Source organism: Embleya hyalina (genome assembly GCF_003967355.1).
GTDB lineage: Bacteria > Actinomycetota > Actinomycetes > Streptomycetales > Streptomycetaceae > Embleya > Embleya hyalina.
The window spans coordinates 186434-203071 of sequence record NZ_BIFH01000016.1 but is presented as its reverse complement, the minus strand read 5'-3'; the positions used below and the strand labels follow the sequence as shown (position 1 = coordinate 203071).

Sequence of the window (16638 nt, the reverse complement as noted above, 5' to 3'; positions counted from 1 at the left end):
TGGCAACGAACGGCGGGGGCGTATGGAGCTGCGGGACATCGAGATCTTCCTCGTGCTGGCCGAGGAGTTGCACTTCGGCCGCACCGCGGATCGTTTGCTGATCTCCTCGGCACGGGTCAGCCAGGCGATCAAGCAGCAGGAACGTCGGATCGGCGCACCGCTGTTCGAGCGGACCAGCAGACGCGTGGCGCTGACCCCGATCGGAGACCGGTTGCGCGAGGACCTGGCGGCGGGCTATCAGCGCATCCAGGACGGGATCGAACGCGCCGCCGCCTCGGCACGCGGCCTGACCGGCACGCTGCGTCTGGGCACGATGGACGCCACACTGGCCGAGATCCCGGAGATCCTGGAGACGTTCCGGACCCGGCACCCCGACTGCGAGGTGCGGATCCGCGAGGCGCACATCGGGAACCCGTTCGGGTTGTTGCGGGCCGGCGAGGTCGATCTGCAACTGGTGTGGCTGCCGGTGGAGGAGCCCGACCTGACGGTGGGTCCGATCGTGTTGACCGAGCCGCTGGTGCTGGCGGTGTCCGCCCGGCACGAGTTCGCGGGGCGCGAGTCGGTTTCGCTCGAAGACCTGGCGGTGGGCCCGGTGTTCGGTTTCGACGACTCGGTTCCGGCCTACTGGGCGGAGGCGATCAACCCGGCGCAGACACCCAGCGGCAAGCCGATCCCGCGCGGCCCGGTCAGCTCGACGGCGCACGAGACGCTGACCACGATCGCGGCGGGCCTGGCCATCTCGCCGGTGCCGCTGCACGCGGTCAAGTACTTCCCCCGAGGCGACATCGCGTACATCCCCATCCACGACTCCCCCGTGTTGACCTGGGCCCTGATCCACCGCACCGCGGCCCTCTCCCCCCTCGCCCGGGCCTTCACCCGAGCGGCCGAGGACACGTTGGCGGCGGCCGGATCCTGATCCCGCGCCGACGGGTCCGGGACGCGGCGGGGCTTCGGGCCGGCTTTCGTGGCCGCCGGTGCCGCCGGACGCGTGGTGCCCCTCGGCCGCGGCGGGGTGCCGGGCGACGGCGCGAACGCGTCGGGTCTTCGCTCGCCGGGCCGATCCGCGTGCCGGGTCCGCCGGCCGTTCGGGTCCAGTCGCTCGGCGGTCCCGGTGACGCGTCGGGGTTCAGCGCTGCCCGGGAGCCGTGCGAGGCGGCCCGGAGTGCCCGGGACGGGTCGGGTTCGGGTGGGCTCGCCTACACTCCGGTTGTGTCCGACCTCTCCTCTCCCCCGCCCGGTGACGACGCGCTCGACGCGGTCGGGGTGCTCGTCGATCCGGTGCGCCGGGCGTTGTATCGCCACGTCGTCGCGGCCGAGGGCCCCGTCGGCCGGGCGGCCGCGGCGGACGCGGTCGGCATCCAGCGCACGCTCGCGGCCTTCCACCTCGACAAGCTGGTCGAGGCGAACCTGCTCACCGCGGAGTACGCCCGGCCCGCCGGCAAGGGCGGCCCCGGCGCGGGACGGCCGGCGAAGTTGTACCGCCGCAACCCGGTCGAGACGAGCGTGACGCTGCCTCCGCGCGCCTACGACACGGCCGGCCAGATCCTGGCGGACGCGATCGAGCGGGCCGGCGCGGACCGGGCGGTACACGCGGCCGCGTACGACGCCGGGCGGGTGGCCGGCCGGGCACTCGGGGGCGGCGTGCCCGCGACGGAGGAGGCCGACGAGCCCGCCCGGGTGCTGGCGGCCCTGACCGCGCGCGGCTACGAGCCGGTCCCGGAGGGGTCCCGCATCCTGCTGCGGAACTGCCCGTTCCACCAACTGGCCGAGGACTTCCCGCCACTGGTGTGCGGAATGAACCTGGCCCTGCTCGAGGGCCTGCTCGACGGCGTCGACGCACCCGGCCATCGGGCCCGCCTGGACTCGGTACCGGGCCGCTGCTGCGTGGTCGTCGAGCGCGCCCCGTAGGGGCGGCCACCGATGAAGCGACGGCGGCGACGGAGCGAGGCCGGCCGAGGTCCGTTCGGCGCGGCTGTACGCGCCCCGGCACCGCTCCACCGCGGCGCGGGATGTACCTCCTCGTTGCCCTCGATTTCTAAAAACAATTCTCATTGACATATTCTCCGCGACCTGGTGAGGTGATGTCATGCCGACGACACACCACATCGCCCAGTTCAACGTCGCGCGAATGCTCGCTCCCCTGGACACGCCCACGATGATCGACTTCGTCGCCGGTCTCGACCCGGTCAACGAACTCGCCGACGACGCGCCCGGCTTCGTCTGGCGCCTGACGGGCGAGGACGAGGGCGTGCCCTCGTCCACCGACATCCGCCCCTACGACCCCGACTCCATCGTGACCATGTCGGTGTGGGAAACCCCGGAACTGCTCTGGGAGTTCGTCTACCGCAGCGGCCACCTGGAATACCTGCGCCGACGCCAGGACTGGTTCCACCACCTCGCCGAGATCACCCAGGTGGTGTGGTGGCTCCCGGCGGGAACCGTCCCGACCGTCGCCGAGGGCAAAGAGCGCCTGGACCACCTGCGCGAACACGGCCCCACCCCGTACGCCTTCACCTTCCGCAACCGCTTCCCCGCACCGACGACGGACACCGAGGAGCGGGCGGCGGAGGTCGCCTGACCACGCGCGCGAACACGGCCGCCCTCGCCGCCACCGCAACCCCGTCGCTCGCCTGCCGCCCGAGACTCGCGCCATCACCGGGGTCATCGGCCGCCCCGCACGCCGACTCACCCGGGCTCCAGGGCGATTCGTCCCACACGAACGCCGAGGCGATTCGGGCGCCCGATCTCGCGTCAGACCTGATAGAGCCCGTTCCGCCGATGCCGCGCGGGCGGAAGATCCACCCACTCCGCCGCTGTCACGTCGAGGCCGCCGGCCGCCGAACCATTGACCATGGCCCGCACCGGAACGACCCCCGCCCGCAGTCGCGTCCGCTCCCGCCCCTCGGCCAGGGCGGCCGCAGTGCCGACTTCCCGATCGGACGCGAGGTACCGCCCCCAGGCGTACACATCGACCCGCCGGACGATCCGCCGCGGACGCGGACGACGTCCCTCACGAGCCGCCTCCGCCAAGACTCGGCCGCTGTAGCGCAGGTCGAAGCACCGGACGGATCGCCACGGTCCTCCGGAAGAACAATCCGATCCGCGCCCCCGTTCGAGGCGACGCGGGATCGGGTGATGTGCGGTGCGGGACATGGGAACTCCGTCGGTGCACCGCCAGGTCCTCCACCTGGCGTACCCAACGAAACCCGTGCGCGCCGGTGCCCCGATCCCGCCCCGGGCCCCGCCGCCATCCGCCGCCGGTCGTCCCCATACGCGGCAAGCTACCGGACCGTCTCGCCGAGGGCGCGGGAAATCTACGGGAACAGGGCCGCGTCGACCGCCTTTGTGTCCCAGTAGAACGGCCGGATCTCGGTGATCAGCCCGTTTCGGATGGTGATCATCTGCATCACCCACGTGTCGAGGACGCGGCCGGTGGCTCGGGCGGTGAGCAGGCCGTGGTTGAGGATGGCGACCCGCTCGCCGTCTACGGCGAAGCGTTGTTCGAGGAATTCCATGTCCTGCCAGGCCTCGCCCATGGCGGCCATGAAGTCCTCGATGCCCTCCGGGCCGTAGCGGGGACCGCCGTAGGGGAGGCCGGGCGACTGGTACATGACGACGTCCGGGTCGAGGCACGCGGCGAGGTCGGCGAAGCTCGCCTTGCCCCGGCCGCCGGCGGCGACGTACTCGGCCTCCGCGGCGAAGAACCGCCGGAGGACGGCGAGTGCGTCGGCGTCGTCGGCGGCGGCGGGCCGGGGCGCGGGGAATGGGGCGGGGTGTGTGTTCTCGGTGGTCACGGGTTCATCGTGAAGTCCGGCGCGGAGTGATGCCGGCGGCAATCGGTCGTCGCGTTTCGGGCCCGGATCACGGGGTGTTCGCTCGGCCGACGGGCTCCGGTACGGCGAAGAGTTCGCCGTTCGCCGGCACGCCGAGCCCGCGCCACGTGAACGGGATCCCGCGCGCCACGTCCGGATCGGCCGCGTCCATCGGCTGGAAGTACACGTGCGGCTCGCTGGAGTTGGCTGTGGCCTCTATTTCGTGACGGTCACTTTCGATCATCCGTCCGAGCGGATGGCGCGGGCCGTCCAGCGTGCTGTTCGCGGGGGACGAACAGCAGTTCTGGGACTTGGTGTGGCCCGACGTCGAGGACCTGACGGTCGACGCCGTCGGGGTCGTCGAAGAAGTGTTGTGGATCGATGTCCACAGTCGGAAACCCTTCGCGACCTGCCCGGACTGCGGATCCGATACAGCGCGCGTGCACGGCGCCTACCGCCGCCGCCTGGCGGACCGGCCGATCGGCGGCCGCCGGGTCGTGCTTCGGCTTCGGGTACGTCGGTTCTTCTGCGACAACGACCGCTGCCTACGCCGCACGGTCGCCGAACAGGTCGAGCACTTGACCTCGCGGTACCGGCGGCGGACGCAGGCGGTGTCCCGCCTTGTGCAGGCGATCGGCCTTGCAGTCGGTGGCCGAGCCGGCGAGCGGCTGGCCGCCCACCTGCCCGTGCGGGCGAGTCGGAGCCAGATCCTGCGCGAAGTCCGCGCACTCCCCGATCCGCCCACCAATGGCGTACGGGTGCTGGGCATCGACGAGTTCGCGTTCCGAAAGGGCATGACCTACGGAACCGTGCTCATCGACGTAGAGACCCGTAAGCCGATCGACCTGCTGCCCGACCGCACCACGGACACGGTTGCCGCGTGGCTCGCCGAGCATCCTGGCATCGAGGTCGTCTGCCGGGACCGCTGCAGCACGTTCAGCCAGGCCACCAACCGCGCGCTGCCCGACGCGGTCCAGGTCGCGGACCGCCGGCACCTGCTCCACTCACTCGCCCGAGCCGTCGAACGGACCGCCCACGCCCACCGCGCCCGTCTGCGCAAGGACACCGACCTCGACGACGCGGCCGAACGCCCTGCGCCATCGACCTCCGCAGAACTGGCCGCGTTGATCAGCCCACCGGAGCCGGGCGACCCGCCCGACAGCCAGATCCTCGCCCGGGTCCGTCAATGGCACGCTGACGTACACCAGCTGCGGAAGTGTGGCTGGACGATCAGCGCGATCGCCGACCGGCTCGGACGAGACCGCAAGACCGTCCGCCGCTACTTGAACACCGACCTCGACGAGATCCTCGCCTCGGCTCGCGAGCGCCGCCCGAACGGGGCACATCAACCGGTTCAAGCCGTACCTGCAGGCCCGCTTCCGTGCCGGCGCGACCAACGCCACGGCCTTGTTCCGCGAGATCCGCGAACGCGACTACCGAGGCAGTCGCGTCATGGTCACCAGGTACATCGCGACCCTGCGCGACGGCACGCCCCCGTCGAGCCCAGGCATGTCATCCCCAGCCCTCGGCGGCTCACGACCTGGATCATGCGCCACCCGAACGCGCTCACCAGCGCGCAACGCGACCACCTCGACCGCATCCTCAACGCCTGCCCTGATTTGGCCGCCGCCTGCGATCTCGCCCACGAATTCAGCGGACTCACCCGAGAACGCCGCGGCCAGGACCCACCCCGGTGGATGACCCGGGCGCTCGACGCAGGGCCACCACCGATCCAGGGCTTTGCCGCCACTCTGCAGAACGACTGGGATGCTGCCGTCAACGGCCCGACGCTGCAATGGAGTTCTGGTGCCGTGGAGGGGCAGGTCACGCGCATCAAGGTGATCAAACGCAGGTCATACGGGAGAGCGTCGTTCGAATTGTTGCGGACCCTCGTGCTTACTGAACCGCCGTAACCATGATCAGTCACCCGCTTCACCAGGCGTCAGCTACGGAAGCTTCTCGATGGACGGTGATCCCGGGAAGCCGGCGGCCACGTCGTAGGAATAGTCGTATGCGGTGTTCTCGCCCAGCATGTCCTCGCTCGTCAGGAAGCGGTACATCCACTCGGAGAAGCCCATGACGTAAGCCGGGCAATCGCCGTCGCCGACGTGCACCACGACCTCGGATGAGTCCTGCCGGACGAACACCACGTGCCCCTCGTCGCTCGACAGGCAGGGGATCAGACCGGTCGGGCCTGCGGCGATCGGTTCCGGAAGATCGGCCCAGTCGGCGTTCTTGAAAGCCTCGGTGGTCGCGATGACCCAGGCGTCGAGTCCCCACCGCCGTACCCCAGGCTGGAGGATGTACAGCTTGCCGTTCACCCGGCACGGTCGCACCGAGTCGACGAACCGCTTGTAGTCGTCGGGGAACGCGATGCCCAGCACCGCCTCCAGACGGCCCCAGGCAGGGTCCTCCGGACCTGCATCTCCGAGACCGAGCAGCCGCCGCACTTCAGCTTCAAAATCCAGCACCACCGGCACCTCGGCAAGCTTGGGCGTTCTCGTAGAACGCGTTCGTGTCGGCCTTGGGCTTCCGCGCAACAGAAGCGCTCGTGATGACCGATTGACTGCCCCGGATTGGGTGCGGTGCTGCGCCTATCCAAGCGGTACACCCTCGCGACACATACCTCGCCCCAGGCTGATCAGCATGCAGCCCCCGTCGCCCAGGTCGAGAACCACGTGATTCCCGACCGGCCGCCGGCCCCGAACATGTCCCGGAACGCCCCTTCGGCGAGGAGGTGGACCAGCGCCGGGAACGAGTTGCGGCTCGGGTGGTCGCGTTGGCCGTTGCTCACCCGGACCACGGTCGTGTCCGCGACCGCCGGGACGGGCGTGTCGAGCGCCGGGAAGGTTCGGTTGCGTCGCACGATCGGCCACCATCCGAAGCCGGGCCGAGGGCGCCCGTCCGGCTCGGCGACGATGTCGATCGCGTACGCCCGGCCGTATGCGCGGGTGCCGTGACCGGGCACCTTGTCCGCCGGGCTGTTCAGCGCCCGCGGGCATCCGGTCACGGGGGCTTCGACCTCGATGGCGGGTCGGGAACCGCCGACCGCCGTCCTCGGCGCGGTGCCTTTTCGGCTCGCCGTGAGTTGTACGGCCATCGCGAACGCGAGGGGGATCCAAGTCCACAGCCACGAGTAGCAGCAAGCCGTCGTACGGGAGGGTCGCCGGGGGGCGCACGACGACCGACGATGCGACGCCGGGGAGAGATGTGTTCGCCGTCACATGGAACCTTTCCCGAGTGGGCGTCCTCTTCCTCGCGATCGGCCGACAACTCGTCGGCCCGGGAAGGGGATCGCGCCGTGTACAACGCCGCCGAAGCCGCAGGCAGCACGAGAACCGCCACCGACGCGACCGCGGCCGCGGATGTGGCCGTGGCCGCAGCCGCAACCGCAGCCGTCACCACCGCCTCGGCCATCGCCGCGCGCCGGCGCAAAGGCACCGCCGTCGCCGCGTTGCTGGCCGGCGACGCGCTGGTCCACGCGTTCTGGGCGACCGGCGCGACCTGGCCGGCGGACAGCACCGAGGCCCTGTCACAGGGACTGCTCAACGCCGACGTCCCGTTCACCCCACGCGTCCTGCTCCCACTGTGCGCACTGCTCACCACCGCCGCCGTCGGCATATACGCACACAGTCGAGGCCGCGGCGGGAGGCTCGCCGCACTCGTCACCGCGGCCGTGGCCACCGGGCTCACCGTGCGGGCCGGGGCGGGCGTGGTCTGGGCCTTCGGCGTCGGGGCCGACCCGGGCAGCACCTTCCACCGGCTCAACCTCGCCGTCTACACCCCGGTGTGCGTGGGCTTCGGATACGCCGCCGCCCGCGTCGCACTCGACGGCATCGCCCGGCGGCCGAGTCGGCTGCTCCGAACGCGGACCGCCGGGAGATGATCACCACCGTGCCGAAGCGTGGAACCGAGGACCGAGCCGCCGAGCGCCGTGCGCGCGGCGTCGCCCTGGCCCGCGCCGCCCGCCGCGGCGACACCCTCGCGATGAGCGATCTGCTCGACCACCTGATCCCCTACGTCACCACCATCTGCGGCCCGATCGCCCTGGACGCCCGGCAGGACGCGGTCCAGGAAACCCTCGTCGTGGTCTTCCGCGCCCTGCGCGGCCTCGACGAGCCCGAGGCGCTGTACGGCTGGGTCCGGGCAATCGCGGTGCGCGAGGCGGTGCGAATCGCGCGGCGAGCGGTCCGCGACGTCCCCACCGAATGGGCCGACCCACCCGCACCCGGCGACCCGCAACTCGCCGCCGACATCGACGACGTACTGGCCCGGCTCTCCCCCGAACACCGCGCCGTACTGGTCCTGCGCGACGTCGAGGGCCTGGACGAACAGACCGCCGCCGACCTGCTCGGCGTCCCCGAAGGCACCGTCAAGTCCCGGCTGCACCGCGCCCGGGCGGGATTCCGAAGGATGTGGACGGCATGAGCAAGCCACACGAACCCGACAACATCGAACCTCCCGACACCGACCTCGACCTCGATACGAACGCCGACACCGACCTCGGCACCGAGCCGATCGACGCGGTGGGCCGACTCCGAGTGCTGATCGCCGGGATCCCCGGCGCGCGCATCGTCGAGGGAATCGTCGACGCGCCGTTCGCCGACGTCTGGGCGGTGATGGGGGACCTGGAACACGGCTTCGGTCGATTCCAGCCGGACATGCGCCACGTGCGGGTACTGCGACGCGACGGCGACCGCATAGAGGCGCACGCACGGAGCCGGTACGGGATGCGGGCCCGCTTCGACGGTGTGCTGCGCCCGGGGTGGTGCTGGTTGCAGAGCAGGTTCGTGATCATCGGCATGGCGGCCGTCCCCGAGCACGGGAGGACGCGGGTGGCCCTCACCGGTGGCGTACGCGTCCCCGGCCGCGCCGCCATCGTGCCGGTGGGCGCGACGCGCGAACTGCGCCGGGGACTGGTCCGACTGGGACAGGCGGTGGAGGAGGGCTGACCGACCCGGCGAAATGGGGCTGCGGGCAGGGTGGTTGTGGTGGGGGTGGGGTATCGAGGGCTTGCATCCTGGACAGATGACATCCAGAATAGAAGTCACGGTCACCCCGACGCCTCAACCGCACCACCGCCCTCGAGAGGGCGTCCCAATCGCCAGATTCTGGATATGGAACATCGCGAATATGCAAACGCCCCGCCCTCGACCGACCTTCGACAACGGCCCCACGAGACGCCGCCGGCCCCGCCACCACCCCCTCGGTCGATGTTCCGTGCGTGGCTCGCCGTGGGTGCGGTCGCGCTCGGGATCTTCTCGCTCATGACGTCCGAACTGCTGCCCGTCGGACTGCTGACCCCCGTCGGCGCGACGCTGAACGTCTCCGAGGGCACCGCCGGACTGATGGTCACCGCACCGGGCATCGTCGCCGCGTTCGCCGCACCGGTGATCGCCGTGACGGCCGGTCGGCTCGACCGTCGGGTCCTGCTCGCCGCGCTGATCGCCCTGGTCGGTGCCGCCAACCTGGTCAGCGCCGCGACGCCGAACTTCGCCGTGATGCTGATCGCCCGGGTCCTGGTCGGCGAGGGTGTGGGGGGCTTCTGGGCCATCGCGGGCGGCCTGACCCTGCGCCTGGTCCCGCCCGAGCAGGTCGCCCGGGCCACTGTCATCGTCTTCGGCGGCGTCTCGACCACCTCCGTGCTGGGCGTCCCCGCCGGCACCTTCATGGGCGAACTCACGGGCCGGCAAACCGCCTTCGCTGCCGTCGGCGCGCTCGGCCCGGTCGCCCTGGTGGTTCTGGTGGTCCTGCTGCCTCCGCTGCCGAGCGCAGCGTCCGCCCGGCCGACGACGTTCCGCGACCTGGCCCGGCTGGGCCGCGACAACCGGGGTGTACGCGCCGGTCCGGCGCTCACGTTCCTGCTGATCACCGGCCACTTCGTCGCGTAAACGTTCGTGCGGCCCATCCTGCGCGACGTATCCGACGTCGACGACGGCCTGATCGGTCTCCTGCTCCTCGGCTACGGACTGGCGGGCGTGGTCGGCAACTTCGCGGCGGGCGGGCCGAGCCTCCCGCGACGCCCGCCGCACCCTGCTTCACCATCGCCGCCACTCTGACCGCCGCGCTGACCCTCCTGGCCGCCCTCCAGGGCGTCGCCGCAGCGGGCATTGTGCTGCTGATCGTGTGGGGCCTGGCCTACGGCGCCGTATCGGTGAGCCTCCAGACCTGGATGCTCATCGCCACACCCAACGCGGCGAGGCGGTGACGTCCCTGTTCGTCGCCGTATTCAACCTGTCCATCGCCCTCGGCGCGCTGCTCGGCGCACTCGCCGTCGACGGCATCACCACCACGGCGGCCCTGTGGCTCGCCGCCGGACTCACCCTCCTCACGCACTGACCGCAGGCACGGTCCGCCGCCCAACCGGCAACCGACCAACACCCGCACCATCGACCGCGCCCCGGCCACGCACCGACCCACCCACAGCGCACACGAGCCGCAAACCGTAACCCGCAAGCCGCAACCCGGCACCCGGCACCCGGACCAAGGAGCCCTCGACCATGAGCAACACCTCGTTCACCATCACCAACCCGTCCGACCTGCACAACCCGGTGTCCTACGGCTACAGCCACGTGGTCGACGTCCCGGCCCCCGGCCTGGTCTTCATCGCCGGCCAGTACGGCTCCGGCCCCACCGGCGCGGTCGACTCACCGGACTTCGCGGCGCAGGTCGAACTCTCCTTCGCCGACCTGGGCGCCGCCTTGGCCGCGGCCGGCCTGGGCTTCCGTGACGTGGTCCGACTCGGCACGTACGTCGTCGACCACGACCACGCCAAGCTCGAAGTCCTGCTCGCGGTGATCACCCGCATCTGGGGCGACCGGCCGCCGGCCCAAACCCTCCTCGGGGTGGCCGCCCTCGCCCTCCCCGACATGCGCTTCGAGGTGGACGCCGTAGCGGTCCGCCCGTAAGCCCGACAAACCGATCCGAGTCCAATTGGACTCACCACACGCGCCGTGGCCCGACACCCTGCGATGTCGGACCACGGCGCGTTCGGTTCGGGCATAAAAAAGAGGCGAGGAGAAATCCTCTCCCTGCCCTCTTCAACGTATAGCGCGCCCGGGGCCTTGCGGCAAGACCCCGGACATGCCCCAGAATGACCCACCCGGGCCGGACCCCAGCCGAATGACGGCTGCGCCGAACCCATGGGCCGTCGTCGGCGTTTGCCACAACCACGCGGCCGGAATCCAATCTCGTCGAATGGGCGTTGTGATGATTGACGTGATCGTGGTCGGCGGCGGACCCACCGGCCTGATGCTGGCCGCCGAACTGCGGCTGCACGATGTGTACACGGTCGTCCTGGAGCAGTCGGCCGAGCCGTCCGACCACTCGCGAGGACGCGGACTGCACACCCGGAGCGTCGAGATCATGGACCAGCGCGGCCTGCTGGACCGATTCCTCGCGGCCGGTGACAAGTTCTCGATCGGCGCCTTCTTCGGCGGCATCCACAAGGAGTGGCCGGAACGGCTGGACACGGCACACCCGTACGGCCTCACCATCCCGCAACCCGTCACCGAACGACTGCTCGCCGAGCACGCCCTCGCACTCGGCGCGGAGATCCGGCGCGGCTGCGCAGTGGTCGACGTGCGCCAGGACGACGGAGGGGTGACCGTCGAGACAACCGACGGAACGTTTCTGCACGCACGCTACGCCGTCGGATGCGACGGTGGACGCAGCACGGTGCGCAAACGGCTCGGGATCGCCTTCCCCGGCGAGCCCTCCACCATCGAGACGTTGCTGGGGGACATGGAGGCGACCGACGACCCGGCGACGATCGCCGCCGTGGTCACGGAAGTCCGCAAGACCCAGTTGCGGTTCGGCGCCATCCCCGACACGGAAGGACACAAGGGCGTATATCGCTTCGTGGTGCCCGCCGAGGGGGTGGCCGAAGACCGCAGCGCACCGACCTTCGAGCAGTTCAAGCAGCGGCTGCGCGACGTCGCGGGCACCGACTTCGGCGTGCACTCGCCCCGCCACCTGTCCAGGATCGGCGACGCGACGCGGCAGGCCGAGCACTACCGCGTCGGCCGGGTACTGCTTGCCGGCGACGCGGCGCACGTCCACCCGCCGACCGGCGGACAGGGGCTCAATCTCGGCATCCAGGACGCGTTCAACCTCGGCTGGAAGCTGGCCGCCGAGGTCCACGGCCGAGCGCCGCGGGGACTGCTGGACACCTACCACTCCGAACGCCACCCGGTGGGCGCAAGCGTGCTGGACAACACCCGCGCACAAATGACCCTTCTCGGAACCGACCCGGGTGCCGCCGCGCTGCGGAACCTGCTCTCGAGGCTGCTGGACTGCGAGGAGGCGAACCGCTACCTGACCGGGATCACCACCGCCATCGACGTCCGCTACGACCTCGGCGAGGGTCACGAACTGCTCGGCCGCCGACTGCGGGACGTCGAACTCGAACGAGGCCGCCTCTACGAACGGATGCACCGGGGCCGCGGCCTGCTGCTCGACCGTACCGGCCGGCTGTCGGTGACGGGTTGGGCGGATCGGGTCGACCACGTCGTCGACCCGGGCCGGGAACCGGACGCACCGGCCGTGCTGCTGCGCCCCGACGGCCACGTGGTGTGGGTCGGCGACGACCAGCGCGAACTGCTCCCCCGCCTGTCCAAGTGGTTCGGCACCCCCACCAGCCGAGAGCCGTAAAGGCCTGAAGCTCGGCCACCCCAGCCCGACCTCGAGTCGACGCGAGCTGCGAAGCCACATCGGCCATCTGCCGAACCCGGCAATCACCAACGCCCAGGCCCTGGATGTACCCACCGTGCCGATACCAACGGCCCACGCCTTCAGCGTCGGTCACAAGCCACGGTCAAGACGCTTCCACTTCCACTTCCACTTCCGCCTCCATCTCGACATCGACCTCGAACGCAGCCATCACCTCCCTCTCCGAACCCGAACCCGGCGACCAACCCGAGCCCGCCAGGGGCGTGGTGTCGAGATACCGCACCTCGTAGACCCGCTCCGTGAACTTCCACCCGTCCGAGGTACGCCGGTAACGATCGTGATAGAGGGAGTAGTTCACCCCGGACCTGCCGTCACGCATACGCCCGATTTCCTGCACATACGCACGCCCGGACGCCGTATCGCCGTCGAGCTCGATCGCGCCGGGGTGCACCGTCTGCACAAAGAACTCCCACGCACCCTGCAACCGCTCGATCCCGGCACGGATCTCCCGCCGACCGGTGAGCCCCACGTGAGCCTCGGGAATCCTCCACACGCCGTCGTCCACGAACAGCGACACCAGGCGGTCGTAGTCGCGCATCATCGCGGCATCGGTGAACTCGCCCCACAGAGCGGCAATTTCGATCCGATCGACAATACTCTGGAGCTTCGGGTCAAGGTCCGTCATCGTTCTCCTCCATGGCCCTTCCGGACTTCGCGGATGATTCGATGTTCCAACCGGTATGACCAAACAGGCCGCCCGAATGTCAGGAGGCGAAGGCGGCCCGACACCTCGACACGACATCTCGTCGAACCATCAAGGATAAATCCCCTAAAAGCCTCCAAAACCACGACCACCACCTCTTCGGGACCGGAACCCCCAACCGATCCCCCGCACGGCTGAGCGCGATCGTCAGCGAGTGTCGGCTATTGACCACCGGTACGCCCGGCCCCGCTCGCAACAGGACGCCATCGAGCCACCCGACGCCCGGGATAGCCAAGATCACCAACCCCATCCGCCATGACCTGCTCGACCCGGCCCAGATCCGACGCGGGTCCTACGCGGACGAATGGCCCGAGCCATCACCGGACCACAACGCCCTACTCGGCGCCCTGAGCCAGGCTCCGGCGGCGGCCCACCCACGGGCCAGAGGGCAACCGAGTCGGCCTCAGGGCCCGACACGGGAAGCGACATCCCGATCCTGCAACCGCAGCTCTACGACGACGTGGTCAACAGCTCGCGGGCGGAGCGCCGACCATGGCGGCCGATCACACCCGGTTCGCAAGACTCGCGGCCCACGATCAACGACAACCAGCCGGGTTCGTCCCGTTCCCCACGGCGGAGCTCGACGGCGGCACGCCGGTCAACACGGCGACGCTCCGGGGCATCGACATCCACAACCGATCCGCGCACATCGGACCGGCGCTGCTCCAGGCCGTCCGCAGCAAGGACTACGGCACCGACGTGGTCGCGGCGCTGTGCCCCCACGGCTTCGTCCGCCGGGGCGTACCACGCTCCTCGACCTGGGACCCTGCTCGGACTCCTGGCCCGCGACCGGAAGCCGAACTCGCAGACATAGCCCACCACCCCGACCCGAATCGCCCACCCCAGAGAGCGGATCGGTCGGCATCAGCAACGCAATCCGTCCCCACATCAATCCGTCATCACCACCCGCAAGGCCGATGCCCGTGGAAGACAGAAGACGACGGCCAGGCGCTTCTACCCCTGACGGCCTGCCAAAACACCATCGAGGTGGGGCAGAACATGGTGAGCCCAAGCCTCGCCATGCCGCCCGGCCGCACCCTGGTCGTAGAACCCGGCATGCGTCAGACACAGCCGCGTCCCGCCTCCCTCCACAGTGGCCGCCAACTCGACCGAAACGACCGTTTCGGCACCGGCGGTTCCCGCAGTGCCGGTAACCCAGGTCAATTCGACGAGCCGATAGGGCTCCAAGGCCAGGAACCGACCGTAGTGGGGCTGAAGTTCGCTCGCGTGCCGGGTCACGAACACGTAGGGCTCACCGACAACGGCCCGCATGCGAATCAGGCCCGGCTCGGCAAACCAGGTATCGAACTCCTCGGTCCACGCCCGATACACCACCTCCGGCGCAGCCCTCATCACACGTTCGACGGTCAGCCCATACGGACGCGCGCTGAGATCGGGCCGGGGAAGGGTAGCGCTGTTCACGATGGGTTCTCCTCATTCAAGCCGTACTTCAAAATCATCCACCCACCAGGTGGGGGCTGGTCAGCAGCAACGGCCGACCATCGGCGCACCAATCCCGCTCACCTGCTCATATCACCACCCAGTACTGACGGCATCGCGTATTCGTCCGTCGTGAGTTCGAAGTACCGCAAGCAGCGGTTCCCGAGACGGATGGGCTCAATCGGTAGCTGACGCCGGGGAGTCCTACTGCGTCGTAGAGGTGGTGCAGCCAGCCTCTGGCAAAGGCGTGCTCGATGCCGGTGGGGTCGGCGGCGAGGCCTGCTTCGGCGGCCCAGGCGACGGCTCCGGCGACGGCGTGTTCGCGCCGGTAGTCGGTGGGGAGCGCGTCGGGGTAATCGCTGAGGATGCATTCCTCGGTGAAGACGCCGTCCCAGCGCAGGCCGGAGGGCGTGGCGGCCTCGCCGATCGCGCAGTCTTCGGCCATGACGTAGAAGGCCATCGCGGGGGCGCCGGTCGCGGCAACCACGGCGGTGATGTCGGCGTCGCCGGGACGCGAATACATCCAGATCTCCCGCCACGAGCCCCTGGGGTAATCGTCCAGGACGCCGTTGCCGAACGCGGCGACGGCAGGATGCTCGGCGAGTTTGTGGTCGCCTTTGGCGACGACGATGTAGCCCCAGTAGCCCATGGCGGGAACGTAGCGGCGCGAGGTGACAGAGGTTCGTGCTGACCATGCAGACGGTGAGCCTGTCGCCGCGTTCGTCGTGGGTCAATGCGCGTTTGCCGGGGCGCCCCTGGGCCTCCTGGACGTGGCGAGCGGTGTTCCACTCGTGGCAGATCTGGACCGGATGGGTGCAGAACCGCTCCAGGCATTCGGCCGGCCGGCCATAGTGCGGGTCGGTCAGGTAGGTCATGAACAACCGCAGCGCGCTCTGGAAGCCGAGCAGGGTTGAGTGGCTGAGATTCTTCACCGCCCGCGCGTCGGTGAAGAAGTCGTCGGTGTCCGCGGCCGACCAGTCCCATGGGTGGCAGTCGGCAAAGTCCCGGAACTCGCGGCGTCGACCGTGCCGAAGCCCAGGTTGCGGGCGAATTGTTGGTTGCGCCAGCCGTCCAGCATTGCCTGGAAGACCTCGGCTTCGGGATGCAGCAGCGGCAGACCGGCCGCCAGAAACAAGTTCGCGGACCCTTCCGGACCGGACGTTCATCCCTCGCATCCCATGCGAACCTTTCGCATGTTCTGCGAACGCCGCAGGTCAGCCCTGGCCACGGGCTCGCGCCGCGATCCACCGTAGCGAGGCATAGAGCTTCACAACCGGCCCGCGTACTTCGCCGCAGACCGCTGAACACGCTGGTCAACCACGGTCACCGGCGGGTCGGTCGCCAACAGAGTGCCCGGGCACTCGCCTATCGCCAGTTCGTAGTTCCTGCGACTCGGCATCCTTCCGGGGAGATAGCGCGCAACACGCACCCACGTCTGCCCGACTCGGAAACCCCGCCGACCGGCACATTGAGACGGAGGGCCATACTGGCCACGCACACCGTTTCCCCTCGCCGGGGCAACCCGCTGACCTGCAACGATGCCACAGACGGCGTTCTAAGGGCCGAACAAGATCATGTGCATCGGATCATGCCAGGTAATGAGATTTCGTGGCTTACCCGGGAATTTCTGTAAACGCGCAGGTCAGACGGGGTGCCAGCAGCCATGATGGCCAAATCTCCGTTCAGCACCCCCGTAGCCAACGCCGAACCGCCCCTACGGCCCAACCTCGGGGCCTCGGGATGCCCGATCGCGTACATCGGAGGCATACGACGCGCGACCATCGGCGCGAGCGGGGATCCGCCAAGTGATCCGAACACCGGCGGAGGCCACGAGCGCGTACCCGACGCCACAGCCACAACCGACCCAACGCGCCATGGGCAACAGGCGCCGACGAGACAACCACCTCGCCAAGTCCGCAACGAAGCACCCAACGCCGCTGCCAAGAGTTCCCC

The 16638-nt window shown here is 69.8% G+C and carries 20 protein-coding genes; 12 read left to right on the top strand and 8 right to left on the bottom strand.

All coding sequences use genetic code 11. The features are described from left to right. Positions 1–22 precede the first annotated feature (22 nt). The 3 genes from EMA17_RS11610 (at position 23) to EMA17_RS11600 (ending at position 2578) form a co-directional block, all read left to right on the top strand. A complete protein-coding gene (locus EMA17_RS11610) occupies positions 23–916 on the top strand; it encodes a LysR family transcriptional regulator (protein WP_126636854.1) in 894 nt (297 codons plus the stop codon). A 293-nt stretch (positions 917–1209) separates the two neighbouring features. Then, positions 1210–1908 carry a helix-turn-helix transcriptional regulator gene (locus EMA17_RS11605; protein WP_126636853.1) on the top strand — a complete coding sequence of 233 codons (699 nt, stop codon included), beginning with the start codon at positions 1210–1212 and terminating at the stop codon, positions 1906–1908. A 178-nt stretch (positions 1909–2086) separates the two neighbouring features. After that, complete coding sequence (locus tag EMA17_RS11600; protein WP_126636852.1) at positions 2087–2578, top strand: DUF3291 domain-containing protein; 492 nt, start codon at positions 2087–2089, stop codon at positions 2576–2578. 736 nt (positions 2579–3314) lie between these two features. Here the strand turns inward: EMA17_RS11600 and EMA17_RS11590 are convergent. Both EMA17_RS11590 and EMA17_RS11585 read right to left on the bottom strand, forming a co-directional pair. After that, on the bottom strand, positions 3315–3794 hold the full coding sequence (locus EMA17_RS11590; RefSeq protein WP_126636851.1) for a nuclear transport factor 2 family protein: 480 nt from the start codon (positions 3792–3794) through the stop codon (positions 3315–3317). Between the two features lie 67 nt (positions 3795–3861). Next, complete coding sequence (locus EMA17_RS11585) at positions 3862–4056, bottom strand: hypothetical protein (RefSeq protein WP_371862988.1); 195 nt, start codon at positions 4054–4056, stop codon at positions 3862–3864. 31 nt (positions 4057–4087) lie between these two features. Between EMA17_RS11585 and EMA17_RS11580 the strand changes: the two genes are divergently transcribed. Further along, complete coding sequence (locus EMA17_RS11580) at positions 4088–5725, top strand: ISL3 family transposase (protein ID WP_160161375.1); 1638 nt, start codon at positions 4088–4090, stop codon at positions 5723–5725. 33 nt (positions 5726–5758) lie between these two features. Here the strand turns inward: EMA17_RS11580 and EMA17_RS11575 are convergent, their stop codons facing one another. After that, positions 5759–6292, bottom strand: a complete 534-nt coding sequence (locus EMA17_RS11575; protein WP_126636849.1) for a hypothetical protein — start codon at positions 6290–6292, stop codon at positions 5759–5761. Between the two features lie 161 nt (positions 6293–6453). Beyond that, positions 6454–6822 (bottom strand): hypothetical protein, encoded by a 369-nt coding sequence (locus EMA17_RS11570; RefSeq protein ID WP_126636848.1) that lies wholly within the window; start codon positions 6820–6822, stop codon positions 6454–6456. Positions 6823–7113: 291 nt separating this feature from the next. Between EMA17_RS11570 and EMA17_RS11565 the strand changes: the two genes are divergently transcribed. The 8 genes from EMA17_RS11565 to rox all read left to right on the top strand — a co-directional run bounded on the left by EMA17_RS11565 (position 7114) and on the right by rox (position 12464). Further along, entirely contained in the window at positions 7114–7698 is a 585-nt protein-coding gene (locus EMA17_RS11565; RefSeq protein WP_246126594.1) for a DUF3995 domain-containing protein, read from the top strand. Between the two features lie 8 nt (positions 7699–7706). Then, a complete protein-coding gene (locus EMA17_RS11560; protein ID WP_246126593.1) occupies positions 7707–8240 on the top strand; it encodes an RNA polymerase sigma factor in 534 nt (177 codons plus the stop codon). After that, positions 8237–8764 carry a hypothetical protein gene (locus tag EMA17_RS11555; RefSeq protein ID WP_246126592.1) on the top strand — a complete coding sequence of 176 codons (528 nt, stop codon included), beginning with the start codon at positions 8237–8239 and terminating at the stop codon, positions 8762–8764. Before EMA17_RS11560 ends, EMA17_RS11555 begins: the two co-directional genes overlap by 4 nt. Before the next feature lie 261 nt (positions 8765–9025). Beyond that, positions 9026–9703, top strand: a complete 678-nt coding sequence (locus EMA17_RS53975; protein ID WP_246126591.1) for an MFS transporter — start codon at positions 9026–9028, stop codon at positions 9701–9703. Between the two features lie 6 nt (positions 9704–9709). Further along, positions 9710–9871 carry a hypothetical protein gene (locus EMA17_RS53970; protein ID WP_246126590.1) on the top strand — a complete coding sequence of 54 codons (162 nt, stop codon included), beginning with the start codon at positions 9710–9712 and terminating at the stop codon, positions 9869–9871. 145 nt (positions 9872–10016) lie between these two features. Next, positions 10017–10151 carry a hypothetical protein gene (locus EMA17_RS55295; RefSeq protein ID WP_281290477.1) on the top strand — a complete coding sequence of 45 codons (135 nt, stop codon included), beginning with the start codon at positions 10017–10019 and terminating at the stop codon, positions 10149–10151. A 161-nt stretch (positions 10152–10312) separates the two neighbouring features. Further along, complete coding sequence (locus EMA17_RS11545) at positions 10313–10720, top strand: RidA family protein (protein WP_126636845.1); 408 nt, start codon at positions 10313–10315, stop codon at positions 10718–10720. 301 nt (positions 10721–11021) lie between these two features. Further along, positions 11022–12464, top strand: a complete 1443-nt coding sequence (gene rox, locus EMA17_RS11540; RefSeq protein ID WP_126637173.1) for a rifampin monooxygenase — start codon at positions 11022–11024, stop codon at positions 12462–12464. Positions 12465–12627: 163 nt separating this feature from the next. On the opposite strand, the gene EMA17_RS11535 is transcribed toward rox, so the two are convergent. The 4 genes from EMA17_RS11535 to EMA17_RS11515 form a co-directional block, all read right to left on the bottom strand. Further along, positions 12628–13167, bottom strand: a complete 540-nt coding sequence (locus EMA17_RS11535) for a nuclear transport factor 2 family protein (protein ID WP_126636844.1) — start codon at positions 13165–13167, stop codon at positions 12628–12630. A gap of 1032 nt (positions 13168–14199) precedes the next feature. After that, the gene (locus EMA17_RS11525; protein WP_246126589.1) at positions 14200–14667 is read right to left on the bottom strand and encodes an SRPBCC family protein; all 468 of its coding nucleotides are present in this window, start codon (positions 14665–14667) and stop codon (positions 14200–14202) included. Between the two features lie 106 nt (positions 14668–14773). Beyond that, positions 14774–15334, bottom strand: a complete 561-nt coding sequence (locus EMA17_RS11520; RefSeq protein ID WP_126636843.1) for a hypothetical protein — start codon at positions 15332–15334, stop codon at positions 14774–14776. 279 nt (positions 15335–15613) lie between these two features. After that, on the bottom strand, positions 15614–15820 hold the full coding sequence (locus EMA17_RS11515; protein ID WP_126636842.1) for a hypothetical protein: 207 nt from the start codon (positions 15818–15820) through the stop codon (positions 15614–15616). Between the last annotated feature and the right edge of the window lie 818 nt (positions 15821–16638).

Excerpts from the sequence above, each read along its gene's own strand:
- EMA17_RS11610 (WP_126636854.1), top strand. The coding sequence starts at position 23 with ATGGAGCTGCGGGACATCGAGATCTTCCTCGTGCTGGCCGAGGAGTTG.
- EMA17_RS11600 (WP_126636852.1), top strand. The coding sequence starts at position 2,087 with ATGCCGACGACACACCACATCGCCCAGTTCAACGTCGCGCGAATGCTC.
- EMA17_RS11585 (WP_371862988.1), bottom strand. The coding sequence starts at position 4,056 with ATGATCGAAAGTGACCGTCACGAAATAGAGGCCACAGCCAACTCCAGC.
- EMA17_RS11555 (WP_246126592.1), top strand. The coding sequence starts at position 8,237 with ATGAGCAAGCCACACGAACCCGACAACATCGAACCTCCCGACACCGAC.
- EMA17_RS53975 (WP_246126591.1), top strand. The coding sequence starts at position 9,026 with ATGTTCCGTGCGTGGCTCGCCGTGGGTGCGGTCGCGCTCGGGATCTTC.
- EMA17_RS11545 (WP_126636845.1), top strand. The coding sequence starts at position 10,313 with ATGAGCAACACCTCGTTCACCATCACCAACCCGTCCGACCTGCACAAC.
- rox (WP_126637173.1), top strand. The coding sequence starts at position 11,022 with ATGATTGACGTGATCGTGGTCGGCGGCGGACCCACCGGCCTGATGCTG.
- EMA17_RS11535 (WP_126636844.1), bottom strand. The coding sequence starts at position 13,167 with ATGACGGACCTTGACCCGAAGCTCCAGAGTATTGTCGATCGGATCGAA.
- EMA17_RS11520 (WP_126636843.1), bottom strand. The coding sequence starts at position 15,334 with ATGGGCTACTGGGGCTACATCGTCGTCGCCAAAGGCGACCACAAACTC.